General features: G+C 26.3%; 13 protein-coding genes. 11 read left to right on the top strand and 2 right to left on the bottom strand.

The window, feature by feature from the left end; genetic code table 11:
* Positions 1-186 precede the first annotated feature (186 nt).
* The 7 genes from BN1711_RS10450 to BN1711_RS10420 all read left to right on the top strand — a co-directional run bounded on the left by BN1711_RS10450 (position 187) and on the right by BN1711_RS10420 (position 7,746).
* Positions 187-1,197: a LacI family DNA-binding transcriptional regulator gene (locus BN1711_RS10450; protein WP_243128265.1), complete on the top strand. Its 1,011-nt coding sequence runs from the start codon at positions 187-189 to the stop codon at positions 1,195-1,197.
* A gap of 103 nt (positions 1,198-1,300) precedes the next feature.
* Positions 1,301-2,869: an FAD-binding protein gene (locus tag BN1711_RS10445; protein WP_050608095.1), complete on the top strand. Its 1,569-nt coding sequence runs from the start codon at positions 1,301-1,303 to the stop codon at positions 2,867-2,869.
* 204 nt (positions 2,870-3,073) lie between these two features.
* Positions 3,074-3,940, top strand: a complete 867-nt coding sequence (locus BN1711_RS10440; RefSeq protein WP_050608094.1) for an N-acetylneuraminate lyase — start codon at positions 3,074-3,076, stop codon at positions 3,938-3,940.
* Between the two features lie 107 nt (positions 3,941-4,047).
* Positions 4,048-5,535 (top strand): sodium:solute symporter family protein, encoded by a 1,488-nt coding sequence (locus BN1711_RS10435; RefSeq protein ID WP_050608093.1) that lies wholly within the window; start codon positions 4,048-4,050, stop codon positions 5,533-5,535.
* Positions 5,536-5,567: 32 nt separating this feature from the next.
* The gene (locus tag BN1711_RS10430; protein WP_050608092.1) at positions 5,568-6,023 is read left to right on the top strand and encodes a NanQ anomerase/TabA/YiaL family protein; all 456 of its coding nucleotides are present in this window, start codon (positions 5,568-5,570) and stop codon (positions 6,021-6,023) included.
* A 25-nt stretch (positions 6,024-6,048) separates the two neighbouring features.
* Complete coding sequence (locus BN1711_RS10425; protein WP_243128264.1) at positions 6,049-6,768, top strand: N-acetylmannosamine-6-phosphate 2-epimerase; 720 nt, start codon at positions 6,049-6,051, stop codon at positions 6,766-6,768.
* Positions 6,769-6,810: 42 nt separating this feature from the next.
* Positions 6,811-7,746 carry an ROK family protein gene (locus tag BN1711_RS10420; RefSeq protein ID WP_050608091.1) on the top strand — a complete coding sequence of 312 codons (936 nt, stop codon included), beginning with the start codon at positions 6,811-6,813 and terminating at the stop codon, positions 7,744-7,746.
* A gap of 108 nt (positions 7,747-7,854) precedes the next feature.
* Here the strand turns inward: BN1711_RS10420 and BN1711_RS10415 are convergent, their stop codons facing one another.
* Complete coding sequence (locus BN1711_RS10415; protein ID WP_050608090.1) at positions 7,855-8,868, bottom strand: calcium/sodium antiporter; 1,014 nt, start codon at positions 8,866-8,868, stop codon at positions 7,855-7,857.
* A gap of 345 nt (positions 8,869-9,213) precedes the next feature.
* Between BN1711_RS10415 and addB the strand changes: the two genes are divergently transcribed.
* Both addB and BN1711_RS10405 read left to right on the top strand, forming a co-directional pair.
* On the top strand, positions 9,214-12,675 hold the full coding sequence (gene addB / locus BN1711_RS10410; RefSeq protein WP_050608089.1) for a helicase-exonuclease AddAB subunit AddB: 3,462 nt from the start codon (positions 9,214-9,216) through the stop codon (positions 12,673-12,675).
* A gap of 144 nt (positions 12,676-12,819) precedes the next feature.
* Entirely contained in the window at positions 12,820-13,296 is a 477-nt protein-coding gene (locus BN1711_RS10405; RefSeq protein WP_050608088.1) for a COG2426 family protein, read from the top strand.
* A gap of 55 nt (positions 13,297-13,351) precedes the next feature.
* Here BN1711_RS10405 and BN1711_RS10400 read toward each other — a convergent pair whose 3' ends face one another.
* The gene (locus BN1711_RS10400; protein WP_050608087.1) at positions 13,352-13,795 is read right to left on the bottom strand and encodes a hypothetical protein; all 444 of its coding nucleotides are present in this window, start codon (positions 13,793-13,795) and stop codon (positions 13,352-13,354) included.
* A gap of 221 nt (positions 13,796-14,016) precedes the next feature.
* On the opposite strand from BN1711_RS10400, the gene BN1711_RS10395 reads away from it, so the two are divergent.
* Positions 14,017-14,406 carry a bactofilin family protein gene (locus tag BN1711_RS10395; RefSeq protein WP_050608086.1) on the top strand — a complete coding sequence of 130 codons (390 nt, stop codon included), beginning with the start codon at positions 14,017-14,019 and terminating at the stop codon, positions 14,404-14,406.
* A 52-nt stretch (positions 14,407-14,458) separates the two neighbouring features.
* Positions 14,459-18,286, top strand: a complete 3,828-nt coding sequence (gene addA / locus BN1711_RS10390) for a helicase-exonuclease AddAB subunit AddA (RefSeq protein WP_050608085.1) — start codon at positions 14,459-14,461, stop codon at positions 18,284-18,286.
* Positions 18,287-18,308 lie beyond the last annotated feature (22 nt).

Below are 18,308 nucleotides of genomic sequence, written 5' to 3'. Positions count from 1 at the left end.
CTATTAGATTTAAAATAGTATGTACTAAGGCAAAAGTTATTAAATAATATTCAAAGAGAGTACCTATAAATGCTATAAAGTTCTTTTATTTACTGTTTAGAAAAAAATTATTTAATAATAATTAGGATATAAAAAACTTTTTTAGTATAATAGATAGTAATACATTAAGAAATTTCAAGGTAGGTGATGATGAGGTTGGTTAAACAAGAAGATATAGCAAAAATGCTAAATATATCAAGAACAACAGTAGCTAGGGCTTTAAATGGTAACAAGAATATAAAGCCAGAAACAAAAGAAAAAATACTAAATTTAGCTGAAGAGCTAGGATATAAAAAGAATCCTATAAGTAGTTCATTAGCTAGAAAAAAGAATAAAAATATTTATGCTTTTATAATAGAATCTAGAAATAAATATTATACAGAAAAAATAAAAGCTGGACTTAAAGAAGCAGAAACAGAATTTAGTTTTTATGGATATAGTATAAACATAATACAAACAGATATAGAAACTCCAGAGAAACAACTAATAGAATTAAAAAAAATAATAAAAGAAAAAGATGTTGAAGGTATAATAATAACTCCATTATTAAAAAAAGAAATAAAAGAAATAAAGATGCAAAATCCTCAAATACATTTTATTACTTTGGATATACCACTTGATAATTCTATTTTTTATGTAGGTCCAAATTATTTTAAATCAGGTAGAATAGCGGCAGAAATACTTATTAGTACATTGCAACAAGATGAAAAAATCTTAGTGTTAGATACAGTAGATGATAGAATTTCATCAAAATTATATATGGATGGTTTTTTAAGTAGAGTTAAAGAAGAAAACACAAATTTTATAGTGGGTCCGATATATTCAGAAAATCTAATGAAGGATATTAAATCAATTTTAGAAGAATATATGACTACTAATGTAAAGGCTATTTATGCTACAAGATTTTTAACAGATATAGTTAAATATATAGATAATAAATACAATAAAAAAATGAATATAATAGGAAATGGTATGTCTGAAGATATGAAAAAATTAATTATGAATAAAAAAATAATTGCAACAGTTATTGAGAAATGTTATGAAGAAGGATATTTTGCTGGAAAATTCATGTTTGAAAAATTATATAAAGACATGGAAAATGTAAATAATAAGTATATTATGGATAGCAGAATAGTAGTCAGGGAAACTATGCTTTAATTATAAAAATTTAATATTTATATAATTAAGGCATTTTTCATACTTGTATAAAAAACGTTTGCAGTTTAATATTTAATTATATAAATTATAAGGGAGGATTAATATGAAAAGTATAACTTCTGATATAGTAGTTGTTGGAACTGGCATTGCAGGAATATCAGCAGCTATAGAGACAGTTAAGGCAAATAAAAATACTATTTTAGTAAGTAGTGGAAAGTTTTGTTCTGGAGCTAGTTTTTATCCTGGCACTTGGGGCTTAGGTATGGTTGTAGCTGAAGATGAAGAGGATAAAAAAGATTTTGTTGATACTATAATGGACGTAGGATGTGGAATACCTAATGAAAAATTAGTAACTACCCTAATAGAAAATGCTGAAAGCTATATAAAAGATTTTATGAATTTAGGTATTAAGTTTAGAAGACCAATAGACGGAGAAAATGTTATACCATGCTTTGATAAAAAGCCTAGAAAGTGGTATGGCTTTGATTTTAAAACTGCAAAAATAGCTTTCTCAAAATTAAAAGAAGATAAGAATTTAAACATTTTAGAAAATACTAATTTAATTAAGATAATTAAAGATGAAAAGGATAGTTTTTCTTCAGCTATATTTATTACAGATGAAGGAGAATATATACAAATTTTTGCTAAGGCAATTATAATAGCAACAGGCGGTTTTACAAATATATATAAATATAATTTAAGTACAAAAGATATGGCTCTAAATGCTCATATACCAGCAGTTGAAGTAGGATGTAAGCTTATAAATATGGAGTTTATTCAATTTATACCAGCTTATATAACACCACATTATAAAACTATATTCAATGAAAGAGTTTTTAATTATATAACCCTTAAAAATAAAAATGGGGAAAGTATTTTAAAAGATAATTTACCTAATTTTTTAAATGAAAAGCAAGTTTTAAAAGAAAGATCAACACATGGACCTTTTACTAGTAGACTAAATTCAAAATATGTTGATATCAATATGTTTAAGGAATATCTAAAATCTAAAGAAGGCATCAGATTTACTTATCCTAAAGATATATTAAATATAAAAGATACACTTATATTTAATTACTTTAAATGGTTAGAATCAAAAGGTGCTTTAGATGATAGTGAAATAATAATTATTCCATTTGCCCATGCTGCTAATGGTGGAATAGATATAAATGAGAAAGCTGAAACTTCAATAAAAGGTATATATTCAGCGGGAGAGGTTACAGGCGGTGTTCATGGTGCAGACAGAATAGGAGGATTATCTACAGTTAATGCTATGGTATTTGGAAAAATAGCAGGAAAAGAATCAGTTAAGTATATAGATAAAAAAGAAATAGAAGAACCAAATAGTAAAAAGGATATTGAAAAGTATTTTATAGAGGAAAATAACTTAGTTAAGGAAGTTAAAAATTATGATTTAGAAGAAAAGATAACTTATATAAGAGAGCTTATGTATAATAATGCTTCTATAATAAGAAAGAAAAAGGATGTAAAGGAGGCCATAAAAATTATAGAAAATATTGAAAGTGAGTTTAACATATATAATTATTTGTATAATTCACAACAAAGTAAAAAAGCGTTTGTATTAAGAAACTATATAAAAATGAGTAAGGTTGTATTAAATTCTATATTAAATAGAGAAAATAGTTTAGGTTCTCACTATATAGAAGATTAAAAAAATTAAAAAAAGTACTTGAAAATGTTCTCGAGAACATATATAATGAAACCATAAAGTTAAGAAAACATTTACAAAGGTTTTATAAATTTATTATTTCATTAACTATTATGTAAAATAAAAACTTATAAATTTAATTTGCGCAAAAATGTTCGCGTGACCAATCGTAAATTTTATAAATTTTAAATTATAGGAGGACGTAAAATGAAAGGAATTTTTTCAGCTTTATTAGTACCATATGATGAAAACGGAAATCTTAAGGAAGAAGGATTAAGACAATTAGTACGTTATAATATTGATGTATGTAATGTAGATGGTCTTTATGTAGGTGGAAGTACAGGAGAAAACTTCATGTTAGCTACAGAAGAAAAGAAAAGAATATTTGAAATAGTTAAAGATGAAGCAAAAGATGCTGTGAAATTAATAGCACAAGTAGGATCTATTAATTTAAAGGAAGCTGTTGAATTAGGAAAATTTGCCACAAAATTAGGATATGATTCTTTATCAGCAGTAACTCCTTTTTATTATAAGTTTGATTTTAGTGAGATAAAAAATTACTATAACACAATTATAGAAGAAACAGGAAATAACATGATCATATATTCAATACCATTTTTAACAGGTGTTAATATAACTTTAAATCAATTTGCAGAGCTATTTGAAAATGAAAAAGTAATAGGTGTTAAATTCACAGCAGCAGATTTCTATTTATTAGAAAGATTAAGAAAAGCTTTTCCAAATAAATTGATATTCTCAGGATTTGATGAAATGTTATTACCAGCTGTAGTTTCAGGAGTAGATGGAGCTATAGGAAGTACATTTAATGTAAATGGAAAAAGAGCAAAAGAAATTTTTGAATTAGCTAAAAAAGGTGAAATTCAAAAAGCTTATGAAATTCAACATGTTACTAATGATTTAATAGAAGGTATATTAAGCAACGGATTATATCAAACTATAAAAGAAATGTTAAAAGATAAGGGTGTAGATGCAGGATATTGTAGACAACCTATGAAAAAATTAAATGATGAGCAAATTAAATTTGCTAAAGAATTATCTAAAAAGTATCTATAATTAAATTTTAAAATATATTGTATTAAAGTAATTTAAAATTGAGAGCTAAGGGCGGAATAAAACTCTTAACTCTCACTTTTTAAATAATATATTGGAGGTATATAAGCATGAAGGCATCATTTGAATTTTTAGATTATATTGTTCTAGTCGCTTACCTTTTATTTGTATTATATGTAGGGGTTAGGGTTGCCAAAAAGGAAATGAAAGGTAAAGAATATTTTAAAGGAGATGGAACTATTCCTTGGTGGGTTTCGGCAGTAAGCTTATTTGCTACAATGTTGAGTCCAATATCTTACTTAGCATTAGCAGGTCGTTCGTTTAAAACCGATTGGGCAGCATGGGTTGCACAACTTGGTGTATTTATAGCAGTTCCATTAACTATAAGATTTTTCTTACCAGTTTATAAAAAACTTAATTTAGATACAGCTTATGAATATTTGGAAAGAAGATTTAATAAAGGATTAAGACTTTTAGGAAGTGTAATGTTTATAGTTTACCAAATAGGTAGAATGTCTATAATTATGTATTTACCATCTTTAGCATTGGCAATGGTTACAGATATAGATATAAATATATTAATAATTGCTATGGGGGTAATTGCAATTATATACTCATATGTTGGAGGTATAAAATCAGTGTTATGGACAGATTTTATACAAGGTACGGTTTTATCACTAGGAGCAATATTCGTAGTAATTTATATGGCATTTACAATTCATGGTGGATTAGGAGAAGTTGTTAGAGTAGGTGTAGAAAACCATAAATTTTTACAATTATCAAGCATGATGAATTTAAGCATATATAAAGAAGGATTCTTTATAGTTCTTATAGGAGCAGGTTTATCAACATTAGCATCTTACGTTTCAAGTCAAGATATGGTGCAAAGGTATACAACAACTACAGATCTTGGTGAAATGAAGAAAATGACATATTTGAATGGTGCATTATCTATAGGAATAGCAACTGTATTCTTCTTTATAGGAACAGGACTATTTGTATTTTATAAACAAAATCCCGCTTTATTAGTATCCGGGGCAGAAGATAAAATATTTGCAACTTATATAGTTAAACAATTACCAGCAGGTATTTCAGGTTTATTATTAGCAGGCGTTTTTGCAGCAGGTCAATCAACATTATCTACTGGATTAAACAGTGTTGCTACAAGTTGGACATTAGATATTCATAAAGTAATAAAAGGAAGCATGGACAATGATTCAGCAACAAAAATGGCTAAAATACTTTCTTTAGGAGTAGGAATAGTATCAATAATAGTAGCTATAATACTTGCTCATTCAGATTTAAAATCAGCATATAACTGGTTCAACGGATTTATGGGATTAGTTTTAGGTGTTGTTGGAGGACTTTTCGCATTAGGTATATTTACTAAAAAAGCTAATTCTAAAGGTGCTATAGTAGGATTTATAGTTTCAAGTATATTAGTTGTATCTGTAAAATATTTTACACATGTAACATTTTGGATGTACTCTGTTATAAGTATTGGAGCATGTATGTTGTTTGGATATGTGTTTAGCTTATTATTTAAAGAAGATGAAAGAGATTTAAAAAATCTAACTATATATGATAGGGATAAATAATTTAAACATATAAAATCTAGGAGGTAGCTAATATGATATTAGATAATATAAAAAATGCTGGACTTTATTATAGTTCGGATACAAAAATAGGAAAAGCATTAGAATATCTAAAAAATAAGGATTTTTCAAAGGATGAAAAAGGTGTACATCAAGTTGATGGAGATGACTTATATTATGTAGTTGTAGAGTATAATACTAAAGAAAAAGAAAACGGTTTCTGGGAATCTCATAAAAAATATATAGATATACACTATATGATAAGTGGACAAGAAAAATTATTATATTCTAACTTTAATCACGTAGAAATTGAGAAAGATTATGATGAAAAAGGTGACGCCTATATATTAAAGGGTAAAAGTGAAGGAGAATCAATTTTAAAAGAAGGATTTTTCATGTTATATTTTCCAGAGGATGTTCATATGACAGGAATAAGAGTGAATTCTTCTGAGCCAATAAGAAAAATTATATTCAAGGTTGCTATAGACTAAATTTGTGGTTGGATGGTGAAATTATATGTTAAAGACAAATAGTATGATAGACAGAAAGAAAAGTTTTATGGAAAAGGTTAAGGGAGGACTAATAGTTTCTTGCCAAGCATTAGACGATGAACCACTTCATAGTTCATTTATAATGTCAAAGATGGCATTAGCAGCTAAAATAGGTGGAGCAATTGGAATTAGGGCAAATACAGTAGAAGATATTAATGCTATAAAAGCTGAAGTTGATTTACCGATTATAGGAATAATAAAAAGAAACTATGGTGAATGTAATGTATATATATCACCTACTATGAAAGAAATAGACGAACTTTGTGCAGAGGGTGTAGATGTTATAGCAATAGACGCAACTAAAAGAGAAAGACCAGATGGAAAATTACTAAAAGATTTTATAAAAGAAATAAAAGACAAATATCCGAGCCAACTTTTAATGGCAGATACATCTGATTTAGAGGAAGCAAAGTTAGCAGAGGAGTATGGTTTTGACTTTGTCGGTACAACTATGCATGGATACACAGATTACACAAAGGGTTCAGATATACAAGATAATGATTTTCAATTTTTAAAAGATGTGATAAACTCAGTAAATATACCTGTAATAGCAGAAGGTAAGGTAGATACTCCTAAAAAGGCTAAAAAATGTTTAGACCTTGGAGTATTAGCCGTAGTTACAGGGGGAGCTATTACTCGCCCCCAACAAATAACTAAAAAATTTGTAGATGGAATACAAGGATAACAAATTAAATTTATCAGTGTACTTTTAAGGGGGTAGCAAAGAATGGTATATATAGCTTTAGATATAGGTGGAACTGAAATAAAATATGGATTAGTAAATGATGATGGATTTATAAATTCTTTTTATTCAAAAAGTACTTTTGCCTCTAAAGGGGCAAGCTATTTATTGGAGAATATAAAATCTATAATAGAAGAATTGATTGTAGAGAGTAAAAAAAATAATAGAAAGATAAAAGCTATAGGTATAAGCACTGCAGGACAAGTAAATAGTGATACTGGAGAAATTATTTTTGCTACTGAGGCAATACCAGGATGGACAGGTGTAAAACTTAAAAGTATAATAGAGGAAGAATTTAACTATCCTTGTACTGTTGAAAATGATGTTAATTGTGCAGCATTAGGTGAAATGTGGCAAGGTGCTGCTAAAAGAGAAAAAAACTTTTTATGCTTAACACTTGGAACTGGAATTGGAGGAGCTATAATAATAGACGGAAAAGTATTTACAGGAAATAGCTATTCTGCAGGGGAACTTGGACATATCACATTATATCCTAATGGAGAGCAGTGCAACTGTGGCCAAAGGGGATGTTTCGAAAGATATGCTTCAACTTCAGCTTTAGTAAATAGAGCTAAAAAGATTTTAATAAAAGATAATTATAATAATATAGATATTGATAATATAAATGGTAAATTTATATTTGAAAAAGCTCAAAATGGTGAAAAAATATATTTAGATATAATAGATAAATGGACTTATGATATAGCCTTAGGGTTAAAAACTCTTGTGCATATTTTTAATCCTTCTCTTATACTTATTGGTGGAGGAGTGTCTGCACAAAAAGAATTTTTAACAGATAGAATATCAAATCATTTAAGTAAAATGATTATGCCGTCTTTTAATAAAAATTTAAAAATAAAGACTGCAGAATGCGGTAATAAGGCAGGTATACTTGGTGCTATAAATAAAATTAGTAATTAAATATAAAACTAAACTTAAAGAAGTTATTTCATGATAAAACTTGAAATAGCTTCTTTAAGCTTTTATAGTGTAATTTTAATTTTTGTTTTAAGAATAAAATATTTAAATTTAAATCCAAGTATAATTTAGTATTAAGTATATAACGTATATTCCCAATAAAAAGCTTCCTTCTAACTTTGTAATCTTATTATTTTTATTTTTACAAAAGATACGAAAAGACACTAATATGATTAACATAGCTGGTATTTGTAGTCTATAAAAATTTGATGGTACAACTATTCCTTTGTTAGTTACAGCAGCAGCGCTACCAGTTACAAATAAGACATTTAATATATCCGCACCTATAATATTTCCAACGGCTAGTTCACCATGCCCTTTTTTTACAGATGTAATAGCTGTAACTAATTCAGGTAGACTTGTTCCAAAAGCTACTAGAGTAGCAGCAATAACGCTTTGAGGTATTCCTATACGAACAGCTGTAATCTCAACGCTTGGAATAAGTACTTTAGATGAAATAATTACTAATGCAATTGACAAAATTAATTTTATAAGTTGAAAAATAAAAGGTTCTGATGCTTGTAAAGTTTGACCTTCCGCTGCCACTTCAGAATTAGATTTTTTCCCTAATTTAATAGTAAATATAACATATAAAACTAACAATATTATAAATATAAATCCCATTTTTTGAGTGATTATTCCATTAGAGCTCTTAGAAAAAATAGGTAAACTAACTATAGCTAGTAAAACACCAGATATAAGCTGAAGAGGACCTTGATAATTTATAGTTTTATTGTCTATGTTTAAATTACCTATTAGCGCTGAAAGTCCGATAATTAATCCTGTATCTGCAATAATTGAGCCTATAGAATTACCTAAGGCCAAATCCGGGTTACCATTAATTGCAGCTAATACAGAAACGGTTACCTCAGGTAGAGTAGTTCCTAAACTTACAATAGTAGCTCCAATGATCATCTTAGGTATACCCCAACGAACAGATATTTTAACGGCCTCATCAACTAAAAGATCTGCAGCTTTTCCTAGTAGAAATAAAGTAATAGCAATAATTATAAGTAATATTATAGTTGAACAATGATTTAGAGTAGAATACAGTAGATTATCCATAGTTTTCTCCTTCTCTTTTAAGTAATTTGTATTAAATGAATAAAAACTCTACAGTTTATTTTTTTATAAACTGTAGAGTCTCGCTAAACTAATTAGTTATCAAATAATATATTTAATGAAAACCTTTGTTAGTTACACTCCATCATGGAAATTATATAAATATAAATGTTAATTGTCAAGAAATGAAAGATTAAATATTTATTTATAATTAACAAAAAAGGTATATTGAAGATAGAAAGATACTATAAAAATTTTATTTAGTATATAATTATAGATAGATAAATTTAAATATTATAAATAGGGTATTTTAGTTTATAGTATGATATATTTTATGAGGTGTGATTTATGAGTTTAAGATTTATATATGGTAGAGCAGGTAGTGGAAAAAGTTTTTATTGTTTAAATAGTATAAAGAAAAAAATAGAGGCGGGATGTGAAAAACCCCTTATATTTTTAGTTCCGGAACAATTTTCTTTCCAAGCTCAAAAAAATTTATTAGATATAGCTGGAGAAAAGAGTAATTTAAATGCTGAAGTTTTAGATTTTAAAAGAATGGCATATAAAGTTTTTAATGAAATTGGTGGCATAACAGCAGAACATATGAATGAATCGGGAAAAAGTATGCTTATATATAATATAATGGAGGATAATAAAAATAATTTTAAGGTATTTAAAAAATCTGCAAGACGTCAAGGTTTTATAGCTACTATTTCTGATATAATAACAGAATTTAAAAGATATAATGTGTTACCTAATATGTTACTTGATACATTAGAGATTACAGAAGATGAAAATTTAAGAGATAAATTAGAGGACTTATATTTAATATTTAATGAATTTGAAGAAAGATTACATAAAAATTATATAGATAGTGAAGACGATCTTACTATCTTAGCTGAAAAACTTAAATACTCAAAACAATTTGATAATGCAGAAATATGGATAGATGAGTTTTCAAGCTTTACTCCTCAAGAATATGCCGTATTAGAACAACTTTTTTTAAAAACTTATAGAGTTAATATTACTTTATGTACAGATTATTTAAATGAAGGAAATTTTATAGATAATACAGATTTGTTTGCACCTATAAAAACTACAGAAGAAAAATTATTAAGAATAATAGAAGATAATAATATATCAATGGATAAACCTATAGCTTTAAAATGTAGTCCTTGCGAAAGATTTAAAGAAAGCTATGAACTTCAACATTTAGAGAAAAATATTTTTTCTTTTCCTTATAAAGAATACAAAAATTATACTAAAGATATATGTATGTTAAGGGCTTTAAATAAATATACAGAAATAGAAGATACAGCAAAGAATATAATAAAAACTTCTAGGGAAAAGAATATTAGATTTAATGATATAGCTGTAGTTACAGGAGATTTAGAAGGGTATGAAAATATTGTAAGTGTAGTTTTTAATCAGTATAATATACCGTTTTTTATAGATAAAAAAAGAGAAATTAATAATAATCCAATAATAATATTGATACTTTCAGCTATAGAAGTATTAGCGAAAAATTGGACTTATGAATCAGTATTTAGATATTTAAAGACTGGTCTTTTAGATTTTAAAAAATCTGATATTGATATTCTTGAAAATTATGTACTTTCAAATGGGATAAAAGGAAGTATGTGGACATCTTCAAGGCCTTGGGAATTTAGAGTTACTACAGATTATGATTTAGGTGAAAATGCAGAGGAAGAATTGTTAAATAAGATAAACCATTTAAGATTTGAAATTGTTGAACCATTAAATAAATTTTACAATTATAGTAAAAATGCAAAAAATACTAGAGATATGTGTGCTACTCTTTATGAATTTTTATGTTATATAAAAGTACCAGATAAAATACAATGGTGGATAGAAAAGTTTAAAAGTGAAGATAAAATAGAAAAAGCCAATGAATATAATCAAATATGGGATATAGTCATAGAGGTATTAGATCAATTAGTAGAGGTTATAGGTAAGGAGAAAACTTCTTTTAAAGAATTTTCTAAAATACTCCAGACAGGATTTTCAGAATATGAAATAGGACTTATTCCACCTGCATTAGACCAGGTTATAGTAGGGGACATAAAAAGATTAAGGAGCCATGATATAAATACACTTTATATAGTAGGAGTTAATGATGGTATATTTCCTACATCTTTAAATAATGAAGGTATTCTTACAGATGAGGATAGAATATTTTTAAAGGAAAAAGGTGTTGAAATTGCAAAGGATACTAGAAGTGCTGCCTTTGAAGAGCAATTTTTAATATATTCTACTTTAACTACTCCATCAAAATATTTAAGGTTGAGTTATACTATAGCAGATGAAGAAGGAAAAACTTTAAGACCATCTATAATTATATCTAGGCTTAAAAAAATATTTATTAACATATGTGAAGAAAGTGATGTAATAAAAAAGGAAAATGATGAAGAAAAGTTAGAAAATATATCAAGTCCTAAACCTACTTTTAATTATTTAATATCTAAATTAAGGTTAGATTCACAGCAAGGAGATACTAAAAAAATAGATCCTATTTGGGCAGATGTTTATAAATGGTATGAATCTAAAGAAAAGTGGAGTAAAAAATTAAATAGTATTTTAGAAGGGTTTAATTATACAAATCAAAGCGACTATATAGAAACTAAAAAAGTTAGAAACTTATATGGGAAACCTTTAAAAATAAGTGTATCCAGGTTAGAAAAATTCTCTCAATGCCCTTTTGCTTATTTTATTCAATATGGATTAAAAGCAAAGGATAGGAAAATTTATAATTTAAGTTATCCAGATTTGGGTATATTCATGCACAATATATTAGAAGTATTTTCAAAAGAGCTAGAAGAGAAGGGTATAACTTGGGAGGACATAGATTCAACTTGGGCAGAAGAAAAAATAGAAAATTTAATTAATAAAGAATTAGAAAATAAGTCATCTATATTAACTAGTTCTAAAAGATATGAGCATATAACCAATACAGTTAAAAAGATATTAACAAAATCTATAAATATTATTGGGTATCAAGTTAAAAGAGGAAATTTTAAACCAAGTTATTATGAGTTATCTTTTGATACAGAAGGGGATTATCCACCAATTTCAGTAGAACTTCATTCTGGTGAAGTTGTAAATCTAATTGGTAGAGTAGATAGAGTGGATTTGTTGAATAAGGATGGAATTACTTATTTAAGAATAATAGATTATAAATCTGGAACAAAAGAATTTAAATTATCAGATGTATACTATGGGCTTCAATTACAACTTCTAATTTATTTAGATGCTATACTTACAGAAATGTCAGATAGATTAAATATAAAGGGAGAACCGGGAGCTATATTTTATTTAAAATTAGATGATCCTATAATTAAAACCTCTAAAGAAATAAGCAATGAGGAGATAGAGAAAAATGTAATTAAAACTATGAAAATGAAAGGCTTGGTATTAAATGATACTGAAATCATAAAAGATATGGATAAGTTTATATCAGGTATGTCAGATATTATTCCTGCTAGTATTAATAAAAAAGGGGAAGTAACAAATTATAGTTCTTCAGTAGCTACATTAGATGAATTTAATCTTTTAAGAGCATATGTAAGATATATTGTAGTGCAGATATGTGAAGAAATGTTAGAAGGGAATATAAAAATATCTCCTTGTAAAAATAAAGATGAATATTCCTGCAAATACTGTATTTATTCATCTATATGTAAATTTGATACAGAGATTAGAGAAAATAAATATAATATTTTAAGTGAGAAAAAAGATAAAGAAGTATGGGAATTAATGGAAGAAAAGCTTGAAGATTATAAACAAAATTAAAAATTATTATGTAGTTTATTTTTTATAGTAGAAAATTATTAATTTTTATGTTATAAATTAATAGATTAGTTCTTTATTTTAAGATATATTTTTGTATAATAGAAATAACATAAAATCTATAAGATAAAAAGGAGATACTTATTTATGGTAAGAAGTCTTTTTCAAATATTCATTATGTCTGCAGTACCTCTTACGGAACAAAGGTTGGCTATTCCTGTAGGAATAATAGGATATCATTTAAATCCCATGTCAGTTTTTGTAGCAAGTTTTTTAGGAAGTTTACTTCCAGTACCTTTTGTTTTATTGTTCTTTAATACTATATTTAATTGGATGAAAAACTATAAAATTTTTGATAAATTTGTTTTATTTATAGAAAATAAAATAAGAAAAAATACAGGCAAAATGGAAAAGTATAAAGAACTAGGATTAATTGCTTTTATAGCTGTTCCTCTTCCAACAACAGGTATATGGACAGGAAGTGCTATAGCTGCATTCTTAGGATTTGATGTTAAAAAGTCTTTTTTGTGTGCAGCTTTAGGTGGAATAATTTCAGCTATTATAATAACAGTGTTAAGTGTATTTTTTCCAGCCATTTTAAGTGTATTAAAGATAAGTTTTTAAAAAAACCACTGTAGAAAATTTTACTACAGTGATTTTTTATGAAATTTAATTGTTTTTAATAAGGTCTACCTGAATGCCAAGGTCTTCTATGATCATGACGTCTTCTTCTTCTTCGTCTTCTTCTTCTGTTTAAAAGTTCATCTATAAAAATAATTCTTATTAAGTCTCTTGTAGGGTTATATATTCTATAGCCATCGCCTCTCATGCAGTCTTCTTCAGTTTCATATAACTCAGATTTAATTTTTTCATGAATTTCTTTACACATATCATCCATTTTATCTTCAGTAGGACAATACATAATGTTAGTTTCTTTCTCTAATTTGTTACAATAATTATTAATTATAGGATATACTTTAAAGTATATTTTAGGATATAGTTCTTTTAAATCCTCATCACTTTCTTCGGGACAAACCTTTTCAAAATTCTCCTCATATACCATAGGGCATAATGGCATCATAGGGTACATGTACATATGTGGATTGCAATAATAATTATACATTTAAACCTCCTAAAGTATCATAGATTATAATTCATATTATGAAATTAAATATTTTATGTTAATAATTTTTACATATATATAAATTTATTAAATTATAGGTTTTAATAGTTTGCTAAATCTATTAATATAGGGTAATAATATTATAATATTCCTTAATAGAATATTATAAGCACTTAATATAATGTATATAATTAAGTTTAAATTATATAAGGAGGAAAAGTATGTTTAAGAATAAAAAATCTTTAGTAGAAAATAAATTAGATACAGTAATAGGAAGTGACACAAGTATTGAGGGAGATATAAATTCTTCTGAAACAATAAAGATTGATGGAAAATTAATAGGAGATATAGAAGGAAAATCACAAGTTATAATTGGAGAGCTTGGATTAGTACAGGGAAATATTAATGCAAAAGATATTACTATATCAGGAAAGGTTGAAGGTAATATTATATGTAATAATTTAATACAAATTAAGTCTTCTGGAAAAGTTTTAGGAGATATACAAACTATAAATTTAGTAGTGGAGGACGGAGGGGTAGTAAATGGAAGTTGTTCTATGAAGGTAGATGATATAAAAAGAATAGTAGGTCCCAATGTTTGTCAATTATAAAAATTAATATATAATTAAGATAAAGTACGTTAAATTCTAAGAGGTGGATAAAGTGAATAATACAAAATGGACTAAGGAACAAAGGCAAGCTATATATACAAAAAATTGTAATTTATTAGTAGCAGCAGGGGCAGGAGCAGGTAAAACTGCTGTGCTAGTAGAAAGAATAATTGAGAAAATTTTGGATTTAAAAGAACCTGTGGATATAGATAAATTATTGGTTGTTACTTTCACAAATGCTGCAGCTTCAGAAATGCGTGAAAGGATAGGAGATGCCATATCAAAAAAGTTAGAGGAAAATCCTGAATTAAAAATTTTAAGAAAACAATTAACCTTATTAAATAAATCAAGCATAATGACAATCCATTCTTTTTGTTTACAAGTTATAAGGAGTAATTTTCACAAGATAGATATTGATCCTAACTTTAGAATAGCAGATGAAACGGAATGTGTATTAATGAAACAAGAGGCTATAGATGATGTTTTTGAAAAGTTGTATGAAGAAGAAAATATAAGTTTCTTAAATTTAATAGATGCTTATAGTAGAAAAACAGATATTAAATTACAAGATTTAATATTTAGACTACATAGTTTTGCTAAAAGTTCCCCACTACCTTATGAATGGCTTATAAATATGGCTGAGGTGTTTAATGTTGGGGATGATTTTCACTTTAATAAATCAAAGTGGGCTAATATATTTTTAGATAATATTAAAATAGATATAGAAGGTTATAGAGATATAATGGAAAAATCTATAGATATTATAGAAAACTCACAAGGGATAGAACATTATTATGAGCCTTTTAAAATGGAATTGGATTTTATAAAGTCATTATTAGAGGAAGAGGATTTTCAAAATTTTAGGAGGATTTTAAAAAACTATAAACCAGTTAGGTTGCCATCTAAAAGAAGCAAGGACGTAGATAAGGAAATAAAAGATAAGGTAAAAGGAGAAAGAGATAAAATTAAAAATAAAATTATAGAACTTAAAGATGAACTTTTAAACTATGAAAATGATTTTATAGTAGATCAATTTAAATCAGTATATCCTTTCATGAAATCTTTATCTGAACTAGTTATTTTATTTGATGAAAATTATAAATCTAGAAAAAAAGAAAGGGATTTAATAGATTTTAATGATATAGAACATTTATGTTTTGAAATTTTAACTGAAAGAAATGAAAAAGGAAATATAGTTCCATCAGAAATTGCTTTAAATTACAGAAAAAAATTTGAAGAAGTGCTTATTGATGAATATCAAGATAGTAACTTGGTACAAGAAGTAATTATGACTATGGTGTCTAGAACATTAGGACATTGGTATGTTAAAGATGGTTCATTAATTTTTAAACAAGAAAATATAGATAAAGAAGTACTACAAAGAGGTGTAGACATTCCTAATAGATTTATGGTAGGAGATGTAAAACAAAGTATTTATAAATTTAGGCAAGCAGAACCAGAAATATTTTTAGAAAAATATAATAACTATGATGAAGAAGCGGGTTCAAGTAATAGAGAAATAAAATTATTTAAAAACTTTAGAAGTAGAAAAGAAGTAATAGATGGAGTAAACTATATATTTAAACAGATTATGTCTAAAAGAGTAGGGGAATTAGATTATACAGAAGATGAAGCTTTGAATATAGGGGCAAAATATAGTGAAGAAGTATCTGGAGAGTCTATAGACCTATGTTTAATGGATAAATCCTCTGAAGTAAAATCTGATATAGTAAAAGAACAAAATTTAGAGGAAGAAGAATTAGACAATATACAATTAGAAGGAAGAATGGTAGCACGGAAGATAAATCATTTAATGAAAAGAGAAGGGGCAAATTCCTTTAAAGTTTTTGATAAAAATATAAATGCTTATAGAGATATTAAATATAAAGATATAGTTATATTACTTAGAACTACTTCTAATTGGGCATCTGTTTTTATAGAAGAACTTACAAGGGAAAATATACCAGTTTTTGCAGATACAAATTCAGGTTATTTTGAAACATTTGAAATTAAAACCATGTTATCTTTATTAGAAATAGTAGATAATCCATTACAAGATATACCTATTTTATCAGTATTACGTTCTCCAATAGCTTCTTTTAGTGATGAGGAATTAATAGACATAAGGCTTGTAAATAAAAATATACCTTTTTATGAGTCTATGGTTTTAATATATAAATTACTTAAAAATGAAGAGATAGAAGAATATCATAAATTTTATTTAAAAGAAAATCAGGACCTAACAAAAGCTTTAAAAGAAGATACGAAAGAAAAGATAATAAATTTTATAGACAAATTAAACTGTTATAGAGAAAAATCATTACATATGGATATAGATGAATTTATATGGTATTTATATGTGGATACGGGCTATTATGGATACGTAGGGGCTTTACCAGGTGGAGAACAAAGACAGGCAAATTTAAGAATTTTATTTCAACGAGCTAAACAATATGAAAATACTAGTTATAAAGGATTATTTAATTTTATAAACTTTATAAATAAATTAAAATTCAGTAATGGGGATATGGGGAGTGCCAAAATACTTGGTGAAAATGAAAATGTAGTAAGAATTATGAGTATACACAAAAGTAAAGGATTAGAGTTCCCAGTAGTTATATTAAGTGGAATGGGTAAAAAGTTTAATACTACAGATATGAATAAGAATATCATATTTCATAAAGAGCTAGGTTATGGTCCAGATTATGTGGATATAGAAAGAAGGATATCTTATCCTACATTAATAAAGAACATAATAAAAAACAAGATAAAATTAGAAACTTTATCAGAAGAAATGAGAATATTATATGTAGCATTTACAAGAGCAAAAGAAAAATTAATAATGACAGGACTAATAAGTAAGTTAGAAAAAAATATAAATAAGTGGGTAGATTATTCAGAGAAAGAAGAAAAAATTCCAAAGTATGTGGTCTTAAATGGACAATGTTACTTAGACTGGATAGGACCAGCTGTATTTAAACATAAAGATAGCTTAAATATTAGACGAGAATTAGGAATTTTATCAGGCGGATTTAATAATTTAGAAGATGATTCTAAATGGAATATAGAAATATGGAATAAGGAAGACTTATTAAAAGAAAAAGTAGAAGAGCAAGAACAAAATATAAGTCAAAAAATAAAAGATCTAGTTATGGCTTCAGAAGAAAGTAATTATAAGGATGAAATAGATAAAAGATTAAGTTATAAATATAAATTTAAGGAACTTTCAAAAATACCAACAAAAGTATCCGTGTCTGAAATTAAGAGAAGATTTTCTATAGTATCTAATGAAGAGGCTATGTCTATATATAAAAAAGTAGAATTAAAAAAACCTTTATTTTTGAAAGAGGATTTAAATATATCTGGGGCAGAAAGAGGAACTATAATACATTTAGTGATGCAGCATTTAGATCTTAATAAAGTTTCTAATTATGAGGAGATAGAATGTCAAATTAATGAGTTAGTGCATAAGGAGTTTATAACTAAAAAGTCATCTGAAGTTGTAAATATAGATAAAATATTAAAGTTTTTCAAGAGTGAATTAGGTCAAAAAATGATAAATTCCAATAAAGTAAAAAGAGAAGTACCTTTTTTTATAAAAATTCCTGTTAATGAAGTATATAAAAATTTAGAAGAAGATATATATAATGAAGAAGAACTAATTGTACAGGGTATAATAGATGCTTATTTTGAAGAAGATGCTGGACTCACATTAATAGATTACAAAACAGACTATGTTAAAGATATAAATGAAATAAAAAAGAGATATAAGTTACAAATAGATTATTATGAAAAGGCTTTAGAAAAGATTACAGATAAAAAGGTTATTCATAAGTATTTATATTTATTTTCAATAAATAAAGTTGTAGAAATTTTTTAAAGTAATTCCAATAATATATATA

It is taken from the genome of Clostridium niameyense, assembly GCF_001243045.1.
Taxonomy (GTDB): domain Bacteria; phylum Bacillota; class Clostridia; order Clostridiales; family Clostridiaceae; genus Clostridium_F; species Clostridium_F niameyense.
Note: the sequence above shows the minus strand (reverse complement) of the source record. Positions and strands in the feature narration are given on the sequence as shown.

What these genes read in the sequence shown, in the direction of transcription:
- BN1711_RS10450 (WP_243128265.1), top strand. Translation starts at nt 187, where the DNA reads ATGATGAGGTTGGTTAAACAAGAAGATATAGCAAAAATGCTAAATATA.
- BN1711_RS10445 (WP_050608095.1), top strand. Translation starts at nt 1,301, where the DNA reads ATGAAAAGTATAACTTCTGATATAGTAGTTGTTGGAACTGGCATTGCA.
- BN1711_RS10440 (WP_050608094.1), top strand. Translation starts at nt 3,074, where the DNA reads ATGAAAGGAATTTTTTCAGCTTTATTAGTACCATATGATGAAAACGGA.
- BN1711_RS10435 (WP_050608093.1), top strand. Translation starts at nt 4,048, where the DNA reads ATGAAGGCATCATTTGAATTTTTAGATTATATTGTTCTAGTCGCTTAC.
- BN1711_RS10430 (WP_050608092.1), top strand. Translation starts at nt 5,568, where the DNA reads ATGATATTAGATAATATAAAAAATGCTGGACTTTATTATAGTTCGGAT.
- BN1711_RS10425 (WP_243128264.1), top strand. Translation starts at nt 6,049, where the DNA reads ATGTTAAAGACAAATAGTATGATAGACAGAAAGAAAAGTTTTATGGAA.
- BN1711_RS10420 (WP_050608091.1), top strand. Translation starts at nt 6,811, where the DNA reads ATGGTATATATAGCTTTAGATATAGGTGGAACTGAAATAAAATATGGA.
- BN1711_RS10415 (WP_050608090.1), bottom strand. Translation starts at nt 8,868, where the DNA reads ATGGATAATCTACTGTATTCTACTCTAAATCATTGTTCAACTATAATA.
- addB (WP_050608089.1), top strand. Translation starts at nt 9,214, where the DNA reads ATGAGTTTAAGATTTATATATGGTAGAGCAGGTAGTGGAAAAAGTTTT.
- BN1711_RS10405 (WP_050608088.1), top strand. Translation starts at nt 12,820, where the DNA reads ATGGTAAGAAGTCTTTTTCAAATATTCATTATGTCTGCAGTACCTCTT.
- BN1711_RS10400 (WP_050608087.1), bottom strand. Translation starts at nt 13,795, where the DNA reads ATGTATAATTATTATTGCAATCCACATATGTACATGTACCCTATGATG.
- BN1711_RS10395 (WP_050608086.1), top strand. Translation starts at nt 14,017, where the DNA reads ATGTTTAAGAATAAAAAATCTTTAGTAGAAAATAAATTAGATACAGTA.